The organism is Pseudomonas sp. MWU12-2029 (assembly GCF_023242425.1).
Lineage (GTDB): Bacteria > Pseudomonadota > Gammaproteobacteria > Pseudomonadales > Pseudomonadaceae > Aquipseudomonas > Aquipseudomonas kribbensis.
Map to the genome: position 1 here is coordinate 292,611 of NZ_JALJDY010000002.1, position 12,018 is coordinate 304,628.

9 protein-coding genes are annotated in these 12,018 nt (G+C 61.8%); 8 read left to right on the forward strand and 1 reads right to left on the reverse strand.

Annotated features, from left to right (window positions below; all coding sequences use genetic code 11):
• The first annotated feature begins 51 nt into the window (after window positions 1–51).
• From M5B44_RS06225 to trxC, 5 genes are all read left to right on the forward strand, one after another.
• On the forward strand, window positions 52–1,677 hold the full coding sequence (locus tag M5B44_RS06225) for a methyl-accepting chemotaxis protein (RefSeq protein WP_134825239.1): 1,626 nt from the start codon (window positions 52–54) through the stop codon (window positions 1,675–1,677).
• 157 nt (window positions 1,678–1,834) lie between these two features.
• Window positions 1,835–3,577: a potassium/proton antiporter gene (locus tag M5B44_RS06230; RefSeq protein ID WP_085711091.1), complete on the forward strand. Its 1,743-nt coding sequence runs from the start codon at window positions 1,835–1,837 to the stop codon at window positions 3,575–3,577.
• A gap of 34 nt (window positions 3,578–3,611) precedes the next feature.
• Window positions 3,612–6,965 (forward strand): mechanosensitive channel MscK, encoded by a 3,354-nt coding sequence (gene mscK, locus M5B44_RS06235; RefSeq protein ID WP_248738573.1) that lies wholly within the window; start codon window positions 3,612–3,614, stop codon window positions 6,963–6,965.
• 48 nt (window positions 6,966–7,013) lie between these two features.
• A complete protein-coding gene (gene selO / locus M5B44_RS06240; RefSeq protein ID WP_248738574.1) occupies window positions 7,014–8,477 on the forward strand; it encodes a protein adenylyltransferase SelO in 1,464 nt (487 codons plus the stop codon).
• Between the two features lie 81 nt (window positions 8,478–8,558).
• Window positions 8,559–8,993: a thioredoxin TrxC gene (gene trxC / locus M5B44_RS06245; protein WP_248738575.1), complete on the forward strand. Its 435-nt coding sequence runs from the start codon at window positions 8,559–8,561 to the stop codon at window positions 8,991–8,993.
• A gap of 130 nt (window positions 8,994–9,123) precedes the next feature.
• Here trxC and M5B44_RS06250 read toward each other — a convergent pair whose 3' ends face one another.
• Window positions 9,124–9,894: a ParA family protein gene (locus M5B44_RS06250; protein WP_085711085.1), complete on the reverse strand. Its 771-nt coding sequence runs from the start codon at window positions 9,892–9,894 to the stop codon at window positions 9,124–9,126.
• 370 nt (window positions 9,895–10,264) lie between these two features.
• Between M5B44_RS06250 and M5B44_RS06255 the strand changes: the two genes are divergently transcribed.
• From M5B44_RS06255 to M5B44_RS06265, 3 genes are read left to right on the forward strand one after another with little or no spacing between them, the layout of a single operon-like run.
• On the forward strand, window positions 10,265–10,990 hold the full coding sequence (locus M5B44_RS06255) for a beta-ketoacyl synthase chain length factor (protein ID WP_248738576.1): 726 nt from the start codon (window positions 10,265–10,267) through the stop codon (window positions 10,988–10,990).
• Window positions 10,966–11,775, forward strand: a complete 810-nt coding sequence (locus tag M5B44_RS06260; protein WP_248738577.1) for a lysophospholipid acyltransferase family protein — start codon at window positions 10,966–10,968, stop codon at window positions 11,773–11,775. Before M5B44_RS06255 ends, M5B44_RS06260 begins: the two co-directional genes overlap by 25 nt.
• Complete coding sequence (locus M5B44_RS06265) at window positions 11,756–12,016, forward strand: phosphopantetheine-binding protein (RefSeq protein ID WP_085711082.1); 261 nt, start codon at window positions 11,756–11,758, stop codon at window positions 12,014–12,016. Before M5B44_RS06260 ends, M5B44_RS06265 begins: the two co-directional genes overlap by 20 nt.
• Window positions 12,017–12,018 lie beyond the last annotated feature (2 nt).

Genomic DNA, 12,018 nt, shown 5'->3' on the forward strand with positions numbered 1-12,018 from the left:
CAACAGCAGTCTCAGCCCGCATGGATGCGGCCCTTCCCTGGTAATCGCACCATGTCCCTTCGCAATATGAATATCGCCCCCCGGGCGTTCACCGGCTTCGCCCTGATCGGCGGCCTGATGCTGATTCTCGGCGTGTTCGCCCTGAACCAGATGAGCAAGATCCGCGGCGCCGCCGAAAACATCACCACTACCAGCGTGCCGAGCATCAAGAACCTCGACGAGTTCACCCAACTGACCCTGCGTCTGCGGGTGCTGTCATACCGCTTGCTGGTGAACCGCGAGCCGGATGTTCAGCAGAAAACCGTCGAACTGCTGGAAATGCGCAACCAGCAGATCCGCAAGGCCCAGACCGATTACGAGCCGTTGATCGGCAGCCCGGCCGAACGTGCGGCCTATGACCAATACGTGCAGTTGCTGGGCCAGTACCGCCAGATCGAAGACCGGATGAAAACCCTGTCGCGCAATAATCAGGTGGATGAGCTGCGCAACCTGCTGAACACCGAATTGCTGAACAACTCCGAAGCAATGAACACCGTGCTCAACCGTCTGATGCAGATCAACGGCGAGCAGATCAGCCAGACCAACCAGCAAGCCGCCGAGCAGTTTTCTTCGGCCTTCAGTCTGGTGGTGACGCTATTGGTGATCGCCACCGGCCTGACCTTCCTGTTCGCCTGGCTGCTGACCCTGAGCATCACCAAGCCGATCTCGAAAGCGCTGGATGCGGCGGAAACCATCGCCGAAGGCAACCTGACCCAGCCGATCCACGTTGACGGCACCGACGAAGCCGGACGCCTGCTGGCGGCCATGGCCAAGATGCAATCGAAGCTGCGCGACACCCTGCAGCGGATTTCCGGCTCGGCCACCCAATTGGCCTCCGCCGCCGAAGAGCTGAACAGTGTCACCGACGAAAGCGCCCGTGGCCTGACCCAGCAGAACAATGAAATCGAGCAGGCCGCCACGGCGGTCAACGAGATGACCAGCGCTGTTGAAGAGGTTGCACGCAACGCCGTCAGCACATCGGAAGCCTCGAAAAACGCCACCACTTCCGCTGGCGACGGCCGCGATCTGGTGCAGGAAACCGTCAGCGCCATCGAACGCATGAGCGCCGACGTGCAGAGCACCGCGACCCTGATTGGCGATCTGGCCAACGAATCCCGTGACATCGGCAAGGTGCTGGACGTGATTCGCGGCCTGGCCGACCAGACCAACCTGCTGGCACTCAACGCCGCCATCGAAGCGGCCCGTGCCGGTGAAGCCGGTCGTGGTTTTGCCGTGGTGGCCGACGAAGTTCGTGCTTTGGCGCACCGCACCCAGCAGTCGACCAGCGAAATCGAGCGCATGATCGGCAGCATCCAGAGCGGTACCGAACACGCCGTGGATTCGATGCGCAACAGCACCGAGCGCGCCGAGTCGACCCTGAACATCGCCCGTGGCGCCGGCCTGTCGCTGGACACCATCAACACCGCCATCGTCGAGATCAACGAGCGCAACCTGGTAATCGCCAGCGCCGCCGAAGAACAAGCGCAGGTTGCACGTGAAGTGGATCGCAACCTGGTGAACATCCGCGATCTGTCGGTGCAATCGGCGACCGGCGCGAATCAGACCAGTGCGGCGAGCAACGAGCTGTCGCGTCTGGCGCTGGATCTGAACAATATGGTTGGGCGGTTCAGCCTCTAACCCTGCGCAAGACTGATCGTTCCCACGCCCGTGGGGACGATCTTTCACCTCGCTGAAAAACCTTTTTGACAGCATCACATTTCAACAGGTTAGAATCGCTGGCACGCAGACTGCATGGTCAGTTTGTGCCCGTCTTTCCGCTTCTGGAGTACTGCCTTTGAATGCGACGACCATCAACAGCCTGTTCTTGATCGGCGCGTTGCTGGTAGGTGCGAGCATTCTTGTCAGTTCCCTTTCGTCGCGTCTCGGCATCCCGATTCTGGTGATCATCCTCGCGGTCGGCATGACCGCCGGGGTCGATGGCGGCGGCATCATTTTCGATAACTACCCGACGGCCTATCTGGTCGGCAACCTCGCACTGGCGGTGATCCTGCTCGACGGCGGCTTGCGCACCCGGGTATCCAGTTTCCGCGTGGCCTTGTGGCCGGCCCTGTCGCTGGCCACGGTCGGCGTTCTGATCACCACCGGCCTCACCGGCATGGCCGCCGCGTGGTTGTTCGACCTTAATCTGATCCAGGGCCTGCTGATCGGCGCCATCGTCGGTTCCACGGACGCCGCGGCGGTGTTCTCGCTGCTCGGCGGCAAGGGTCTGAACGAACGGGTGACCGCCAGCCTGGAAATCGAATCCGGCAGCAACGACCCGATGGCGGTGTTCCTCACCGTGACCCTGATCGACATGCTCGCCAGCGGCCAGACCGGCCTGCACTGGAGCCTGCTGACCCACCTGATCCGCGAGTTCGGCATCGGTGGTGTGATCGGCCTCGGCGGCGGCTGGCTGATGTTGCAGCTGGTCAACCGGATCAACCTCGCCACCGGCCTCTACCCAATTCTGGTGATCGCCGGCGGTCTGGTGGTGTTCGCCCTGACCAACGCCCTGCACGGCAGCGGCTTCCTCGCCGTTTACCTGTGCGGTCTGGTGATCGGCAACCGTCCGGTGCGCAGCCGCCACGGCATCCTGCACATGCTCGACGGCATGGCGTGGCTGGCGCAGATCGGCATGTTCCTGGTTCTGGGCTTGCTGGTCACTCCGCATGACTTGCTGCCGATTGCCCTGCCGGCCCTGGGTCTGGCGCTATGGATGATTCTGTTCGCGCGGCCGCTGTCGGTGGTGGTCGGGTTGCTGCCGTTCAAGGCGTTCCATGGTCGCGAAAAGGCCTTCATTTCCTGGGTCGGCCTGCGTGGCGCGGTACCGATCATTCTGGCGGTGTTCCCGCTGATGGCCGGGCTGCCGAATGCGCAGCTGTACTTCAACCTCGCGTTCTTTATCGTGCTGGTGTCGCTGCTGGTGCAGGGCACGAGCCTGCCGTGGGTAGCCAGACTGCTCAAGGTAACGGTGCCGCCGGAACCTGCGCCGATCTCCCGTTCGGCCCTGGAAGTGCACATCACCAGCGAGTGGGAACTGTTCGTCTACAAGCTCGGCGCAGAGAAATGGTGCATCGGATCGCCCCTGCGCGAGCTGAAAATGCCCGAAGGCACCCGTATCGCGGCCCTGTTTCGTGGCCAGCAACTGCTCCATCCGTCGGGTAGTACGGTGCTGGAAGTCGATGATTTGCTGTGTGTTATCGGCCACGAACACAACCTTCCGGCCCTTGGAAAACTGTTCAGCCAGGCACCGCAAAGGGGCCTCGACCTGCGCTTCTTCGGCGACTTCGTACTCGAAGGAGACGCCCAGCTCAAAGCGGTTGCGGCCCTTTATGGCCTGTCGGCCGAAGGCATCGATCCGGACATGACCCTGGGCCACTTCATTGCCCAGAAAGTCGGCGGTGCACCGATCGTTGGCGACCAGGTGGAATGGAACAACACCCACTGGACGGTGGCGGTCATGGACGGGAACAAGATCGCCAAAGTGGGCGTCAGATTCCCCGAAGGAAGTCGCCCGGGCCCCGGGCTCTTCCTCTAAACTGCCTCCACTCTCACTTGCTTGACCGGTCTCTATGCCTACCCTGCGCTCCTTTTTCCTCGCGGCCCTGCTGGGCCTGAGTCTTACTGTCGGCCCGCTGCAGGCCGCAGAACCGCCGTCCAGCGAAGCCGTGCAGGCGAACCTGGACAAGCTCACCGACAGCAAACTGCCCGAGGCCGACAAAAAGGCCCTGCAAACGCTCCTGCAGAACACGCTGAACCAGCTCAACAACCGGCGTGACTACGATCAGAAGCTGATCGACCTCAAGCAGCAACTGGCCACGGCACCGAAGCAGACCATCGAGAACACCCGCGAACTGGCACGCCTCAAGGCCACCGCCGTGGTACCGGTGGCGCAGCGCTTCACCAAAGAGAACATCCAGCAGCTGGAACAGATGCTCACCGAGCGCTCGACCCAGCAAAGCGACCTGCAAAAAGCCCTGGCCGACGCCAACAGCCTGATCATCACCGCCCAGACCCGTCCGGAGCGCGCCCAGGCAGAAATCGCCAGCAGCCAGACGCGCATCCAGCAGATCAACAACATCCTCAAGACCGGCAAGGACAGTGGCAAGACCCTGAGTGCCGAGCAACGCGACCTGCTCAACGCCGAGCTGGCGGCGCTCAATGCACTGATCCCGTTGCGCCGCCAGGAACTGGCCGGCAACAACCAGTTGCAGGATCTGGGCAACAGCCAGCATGACCTGCTCACGGAAAAGTCCGACCGCCTGGACCACGAGATTCAGGAACTACAGACCCTGATCAACCAGAAGCGTCTGACCCTGTCTCAGGAAACCGTGACGCAGCAATCGATCGAGGCTCAGAAGTCCGGCAGCAGCACCCTGCTCGCTACTGAAAGCGCGGCCAACCTCAAACTTTCCGACTACCTGCTCAAAAGCACCGACCGCCTCAACGAGCTGACCCAGCAGAATCTGCAGACCAAACAGCAACTGGACAGCGTGACCCAGAGCGACTCAGCCCTCGACGAGCAGATCAACGTGCTCAAGGGCAGCCTGCTGCTGTCGAAGATTCTCTATAAACAGAAGCAGGCGCTGCCGCGCCTCAAGGTCGACCGCGACCTGGCGGACCAGATCGCCGACATTCGCCTGTACCAGTTCGAAATCAACCAGCAGCGCGAACAGCTGAGCAATCCGGCGACTTACGTCGACACCCTGCTGTCCACCCAGCCGCCAGAGCAAGTCACACCGCAACTTCGCAAAAACCTGCTGGATCTGGCCAATACCCGCGTCGATCTGCTGGAGCGGCTGAGTCGCGAACTGAGCGCGATGCTCAATGAATCGATCACCCTGCAACTGAACCAGAAACAACTGCTGAGCACCGCGCAAAGCCTGCGCGCGACCCTCGACGAGCAGATGTTCTGGATTCCCAGCAACAAGCCGCTGGACTCCGAGTGGTTGCGCGGCGTACCGGAGCGCCTGAAACGCCAGATCGACACTTTGCCGCTGGCCTCCAGCCTCAGCGAACTGACCGACGGCTTGACCCAGCGCCCGCTGTTGTTCCTGCCGCTGGCGCTGCTGATCGGCGCCTTGCTGTGGCGGCGCAAGCAGCTGTATGCACGCCTGAACAAGGTTCACCAGGACATCGGCCACTTCAAGCGCGATAGCCAGTGGCACACGCCGCAGGCGATCCTGATCAACATCCTGCTGGCGATGCCGGTGGCGCTAGGGCTGGCGCTGTGCGGGCTGGCACTGCAGATCGACGCCCGGGGCCAGAACGCCAACATGGGCGCCGCCTTGCTGCAAATGGGTCAGGCGTGGCTGGTGTTCTACACCGCTTACCGGATTCTTGCGCCGGGCGGTGTGGCTGAACTGCACTTCCGTTGGGAGAAGCCGCAGGTCGAATTCCTGCAGGGCTGGGTACGTCGTCTCGGTCTGGTGGTCATGGCTCTCGTGGCGGTGGTGGCAGTCGCCGAACTGCAGCCGGCGGCGCTGGCCGATGACGTCATCGGCATGCCGGTGGTGCTGACTTGCTACGCGCTGATGGCGTGGCTGCTCAGTCGCCTGCTGATCAGCAGCCCGACCCACGAAAACGCCTCGCTGTTCCGCAAGGCCGTGGGGATCATGTTCACCCTGTTGCCCATCGCGCTGTTCGTCGCGGTGTGCTTCGGCTACTACTACACCGCGCTGAAACTCAGCGACCGCTTGATCAACACCCTGTACCTGTTGATGTTCTGGCTGGTGATCGAAGCCACGTTCGTCCGTGGTCTGGCGGTCGCGGCACGCCGTCTTGCCTACCAGCGCGCACTGGCCAAACGTCAGGCAGCGAAAGAAGCCGGCGACGGCGAAGCGGTGATCGAAGAACCGACCCTCGACATTGAAAAGGTCAACGAACAGTCCCTGCGCCTGATCCGCCTTGCGCTGCTCGGCGGTTTCATCGCCGCGCTGTACTGGGTCTGGGCCGACCTGATCACGGTGTTCTCGTACCTCGACAACATCACCCTCTACGAATACACCAGCGGCACCGGCGCCAACATGAGCATGGTGCCGATCAGCATCGGCGACATGCTCGGCGCGCTGATCATCATCGGCATTACCTTTGCGCTCGCCCGCAACTTGCCGGGCCTGCTTGAAGTGTTCGTGCTGTCGAAACTCAATCTGGCCCAGGGCAGTGCCTACGCGACCACGACGCTGCTGTCCTACGTGATCGCCGGGGTCGGCTTCGTCTCGACCCTGTCGACCCTCGGCGTGAGCTGGGACAAGTTGCAATGGCTGGTGGCGGCGCTGTCGGTGGGCCTCGGTTTCGGTATGCAGGAGATCTTCGCGAACTTCATCTCCGGCATCATGATCCTGTTCGAACGCCCGGTGCGGATCGGCGACACCATCACCATCGGCAACCTGTCGGGCACCGTGAGCAAGATCCGCATCCGCGCCACGACCATCACCGACTTCGACCGCAAGGACATCATCGTCCCGAACAAGACGTTCATCACCGGGCAACTGATCAACTGGTCGCTGACCGACACCATTACCCGGGTGACCCTGAAACTCGGTGTGGATTACGGTTCGGATCTGGATCTGGTCAAGGAGCTGCTGCTCAAGGCCGCCCGGGAAAACCCGCGTGTACTCAAGGAACCCGAGCCGCACGTGTACTTCCTCAACTTCGGCGAAAGCACCCTCGACCACGAGCTGCGCATGCACGTGCGCGACCTCGGTGACCGTAACCCGGTGATCGACGAGGTCAACCGCTTCATCAACCGCGAGTTCAAGAAACAGCACATCAACATCTCGTTCCGGCAGATGGAGGTGTACCTGAAGAACCTCCACGGTCAGGAGTACAAACTGGTGCCGGTCGAAGACGATAGCAAAACCATCGTGCCTGTCAGCGGCGAGCAAAAACCGCTGCAAGAACCGCCGCCCGCCAAACTCGACTAACCGGGCTAATCCCAGCAGAATGCTCGGACATTCTGCTGGAGCCGGCCCTTGAAAGCCCTCGACGAACTGACCTTCGACAACCGCTTCGCCCGCCTGGGCGACGCGTTCTCGGCCCATGTGCTGCCCGAACCGATCGACAATCCGCGACTGGTGGTTGCCAGCCCGGCGGCCCTGGCGCTGCTGGATCTGGAACCGGCGACTGCGGACACCCAGGAATTTGCCGAACTGTTCGGCGGCCACAAGTTGTGGGCCGATGCCGAGCCACGGGCGATGGTCTATTCCGGGCATCAGTTCGGCGGGTATACGCCGCAACTGGGCGATGGTCGCGGGCTGTTGCTGGGTGAGGTCTACAACGAAGCCGGCGAACACTGGGACCTGCACCTCAAGGGCGCCGGGCAGACGCCGTTCTCGCGCATGGGCGATGGTCGTGCCGTGCTGCGTTCGTCGATTCGTGAATTTCTCGCGTCCGAAGCGCTGTATGCGCTGAACATCCCGTCCTCACGCGCCGCCTGCGTGATCGGTTCCGACACCCCGGTGTGGCGTGAGAAACAGGAACGCGCCGCGATGGTGCTGCGCCTGGCGCCAAGCCACGTGCGCTTCGGCCATTTCGAATATTTCTATTACACCAAGCGGCCCGAGCAGCAGAAGCAGCTCGGCGAGCACGTGCTGGCGATGCACTTCCCCGAGTGCCTGGAGCAGCCGGAACCCTATCTGGCGATGTTCCGCGAAATCGTCGAGCGCAACGCCGAACTGATCGCCAAGTGGCAGGCCTACGGTTTCTGCCATGGGGTGATGAACACCGACAACATGTCGATCCTCGGCATCACCTTCGACTTCGGCCCGTTCGCCTTCCTCGACGACTTCGACGCGAACTTCATCTGCAACCATTCCGATGATCAGGGCCGTTACTCGTTCAGCAATCAGGTGCCCGTCGGCCAGTGGAACCTCAGCGCCCTGGCCCAGGCCTTGACGCCGTTCATCAGCGTCGAAGCCCTGCGCGAAACCCTTGGCCTGTACCTGCCGCTGTTCCAGGCGCACTACCTCGACCTGATGCGCCGCCGTTTCGGCTTCACCACGGCCGAGGACGACGACCAGCAACTGCTGGAGCAACTGCTGCAACTGATGCAGAACAGTGGCGTCGACTACACGCTGTTCTTCCGTCGCCTGGGCGAAGAATCAGCAGACCGGGCGGTCGCCCGGCTGCGCGATGACTTCGTCGATATCCGTGGCTTCGACGCCTGGGGCGAGCGTTATGTCGACCGTGTCGCGCGCGATGGCGCGAGCGATCAGGAACAACGCCGGGCGCGAATGCATGCGGTGAATCCGTTGTACATCCTGCGCAATTACCTGGCGCAGAAGGCGATTGATGCGGCAGAACAGGGTGATTACTCGGAGGTGCGTCGGCTGCATGCGGTGTTGAGCAATCCATTCGAGGAACAGCCTGGAATGGAAAGCTATGCGGAACGGCCACCGGAATGGGGCAAGCATTTGGAGATCAGTTGTTCGTCGTGAGTGCGACGACTTGAACCTTGATAATCGATCCGTACGGCTCCAGATCAGCCGTACGATCACACTCTTTTCATCGAGCCCGACATGACCGACCCACTCCTCATCCCCTGCCCCTCCTGCAACGGCCTCAACCGCATTCCCGCCGAGCGCCTCGGCGACCACCCGAAATGCGGGCGCTGCAAGTCCGAGGTGCTGTTGAGCAAGCCGTTCGACCTCAAGCAAGGCGACTACGCCAGCCAGATCAAGGGCGATCTGCCGTTGCTGGTGGATGTGTGGGCGGACTGGTGCGGGCCGTGCAAGTCGTTTGCGCCGGTGTTCGAGCAGGCGGCGGCGCAACTGGCGGGCAAATACAGGCTGGCCAAGCTGGACAGCGAAGCCAATCAGCAGTTGTCGGCGCAGTTGGGGATCCGTTCGATTCCGAGCCTGATCCTGTTCAAAAATGGCCGGGAGGTGGCGCGGCAGAGTGGCGCATTTCCGCTGCCGCAACTGATGGCGTGGTTGCGTAGCCAAGGCATCTGATCGCGGCGCACATTCCCTGTGGGAGCGAGCCTGCTCGCGATGACGGTTGCTCATTCAACAAATGGTTTGAATGAAAGACCGCTATCGCGAGCAGGCTCGCTCCCACAGTTCTTTATGCCGGCTCAGACGGTCAGGCGTCTTCGAGCAGGTTGTGCAGTTCGACGAACTGCTGCGTCAGTTTGTGCCGCGGGTCGAGGTGGATCAGCGGTGTGCTGGCCTGGTGCGATTCGCGCATGCGCACTGAGCTGGCAAGGTAAACCGGCAACACCGGCAACCCTTCGGCGATCAACTCGTCGAGCATCTGCTGCGGCAGGCTGGCCCGGGCCTGGAACTGGTTGACCACGATGCCTTCGACTTCCAGGCCTTCGTTGTGGTCATCCTTCAACTCTTCGATCTCCGACATCAGCCCGTATAGCGCCTGACGGGAGAAGCTGTCGCAGTCGAAAGGGATCAATACTCGATCAGCCGCGATCAGCGCCGAAACTGCATAGAAATTCAAGGCTGGCGGGGTATCGAGGTAGATGCGGTCGTATTCGCCGTCCAGCTCTTCCAGCAACTTACGCAGCTTGTTGATCTTGTGCTTGGCCTCAAGCTTGGGCTGCAAATCGGCCAGCTCCGCCGTGGCGGTGATGATGTGCAGGTTGTCGAACGGGGTTTCGTAGATATCGGCCTTGTTCTTCTTGGAGAACGGGCCCGAAGACAGGGTCTGCTTGAAGAAGTCGGCGATGCCCATCGGAATGTCATTACCGGTGAGTCCGGTCAGGTACTGAGTGGAGTTGGCCTGGGCATCAAGGTCCACCAACAGCGTGCGATAACCCTCGCTGGCGCTGACCGCCGCCAGATTGCAGGCGATGCTGGATTTGCCCACGCCACCTTTCTGATTGAACACCACGCGCCGCATGACAAAACCTCCGTGTATCAAAGAATGACCGAGTGTAGTGGTGCCCGGCCCCGCTTCGCTACCTTCATGGATGCGGACTACAGAGTCAGACGCCAATCTCTCATTCAACACGGCGCAAAGACTGCCATTGGCCGCTGATATGCCTGACAGAAAAATCCCGATCAGCGTGGATAATGGCCATGTGACAGTTTTTGCCATGTACCCTTCGGTCCATTTCAGAGCGCAAAATGTAACCAGCATTTGCTACACACTCGTCGCACCGGGATAATGCGCGCCACCCGGGGCCAAGCGCCACGCCACTTCCGGCAAGGTCAGCGCGTCCGCGGCGCTGGCAAAACAGCGTCAAATTTAGCCCGCAGGGGCGGGATGAATGTCCGTGATCAACTTCAACATCGCCCAATGGCGCGCCTGGGCTCCCGGGCTCGACAGCGTGGACGCCTGGCAAGCCTGGAGCCGACAGCCGGTCGTGCTCCCGAGCAGCGATGCCGCGCCCGATGTGTCGTTCCTTCCCGCCATGCAGCGCCGCCGTCTCAGCCGCCTGGCGCGAATGGCCTTCAGTGTCGGCTGGCCACTGGCCGACGGTCGGGAAAACCTGCCGCTGGTGTTCGTGTCCCGTCACGGCGAAACGCCGCGCACCTTCGACATCCTCAGTGACCTGGCCAACGAGCAGCCGCTGTCACCGACCCAGTTCAGCCTCTCCGTGCACAACGCGATCATCGGCCTGTGGTCGATCATGCGCGGCGAAATCAGCGAAATGACGGCCCTCGCCGCCGCTGGCGACGGTCTTGAACACGGCGTGCTGGAAGCCGCCGCCCTGCTGGACGAGGGCGCCCCAGCGGTACTGCTGGTGATCACTGAAGAACAACCGCCCCAGGCCTATTCGGCGTGGGTCGATGATGTGCCGTTTCCGTACGCGGTCGGCTTGCTTCTGACCCCCGGTACCGACTGGCGGCTGACCCTGAACAGCGCTCCCGAAGCACTGTCAAAAGCGCAATGGCCCCACGCACTGAATCTGCTGCAAACCCTGCTCGGCCAGCAAACCCTTTGCCAACATGCCTGGAAAAATCGTGTATGGACCTGGCAACGCAACCCGTGACCGAAAAAAACCGCGACGCCTACTACTGGCGTCTGCTGGCCACTGCCCTCAGCTTCGCCCTCTTCGGGCTCGGCGGGCTGTGCCTGCGTTTACTGGTGTTTCCGCTGCTGGGCTGCCTGCCGGGCGACGCTAAAACCCATCGCGAGCGGGCGCGGCAGACCGTCAGTCGGCTGTTCTGGTTTTTCGTCCGGTTCATGGCTCGCACCGGCGTGTTGACCTATGACATCCAGGGCGCCGAACGCCTCGGCCGGCCGGGGCAGATGATCATCGCCAACCACCCGTCGCTGATCGATGTGGTGTTCCTGATCGGTCTGGTGCGCCACGCCAATTGCGTGGTGAAGAAAACGCTGTGGGAAAACCCCTTCACCCGCGGCCCGCTGCGCAGCACCGAATACATCAGCAACGACGGCAGCATGGACATGCTCGATGCCGCCGCCGGCGCATTGCAGGATGGCCAGACCCTGATCATTTTCCCGGAAGGCACGCGCACCCAACCCGGTCAGGCCCCGGCCTTTCATCGGGGGGCAGCGGCCATCGCGCTGCGCGGTGCGAAAATCCTGACTCCGGTCATCATCAAGGTCAGCCCGACCACTTTGACCAAGGCCGAGCCGTGGTATCGCATCCCGAGCCGCCGTGTTCACTTCAGTTTTCGCGTCGGGGCCGATATAGACCCACAGACCTTTGCCGCACAAGGCCCTGCACCGCAGGCCTCGCGCAAGCTCAACGACTTTCTGCACCATTTTTTTATCAAGGAGCTCGCCGAAGATGAGCGATCTGCACCGTGAGATAAAACTGCTGATCATCGACGCCCTGGGCCTCGAAGACATCAGCGTCGACGATATTGGCGACGACCAGACGCTGTTCGGCGAGGGCCTTGGCCTGGATTCCGTTGACGCCCTGGAACTCGGCCTGGCCATCCAGAAAAAGTACGGCATCAAGATCGACGCCGACGCCAAGGACACCCGCAACCACTTCACCAACGTGGCGAGCCTCGCGGCGTTCGTCACGGCAAAACAGGCAGCTTGAGA

Coding starts and splice junctions, on each gene's coding strand:
- trxC (WP_248738575.1), top strand. CDS start 8,559: ATGACCGACCCACTCCTCATCCCCTGCCCCTCCTGCAACGGCCTCAAC.
- M5B44_RS06255 (WP_248738576.1), top strand. CDS start 10,265: ATGTCCGTGATCAACTTCAACATCGCCCAATGGCGCGCCTGGGCTCCC.
- M5B44_RS06250 (WP_085711085.1), bottom strand. CDS start 9,894: ATGCGGCGCGTGGTGTTCAATCAGAAAGGTGGCGTGGGCAAATCCAGC.
- mscK (WP_248738573.1), top strand. CDS start 3,612: ATGCCTACCCTGCGCTCCTTTTTCCTCGCGGCCCTGCTGGGCCTGAGT.
- M5B44_RS06260 (WP_248738577.1), top strand. CDS start 10,966: ATGGACCTGGCAACGCAACCCGTGACCGAAAAAAACCGCGACGCCTAC.
- M5B44_RS06265 (WP_085711082.1), top strand. CDS start 11,756: ATGAGCGATCTGCACCGTGAGATAAAACTGCTGATCATCGACGCCCTG.
- M5B44_RS06225 (WP_134825239.1), top strand. CDS start 52: ATGTCCCTTCGCAATATGAATATCGCCCCCCGGGCGTTCACCGGCTTC.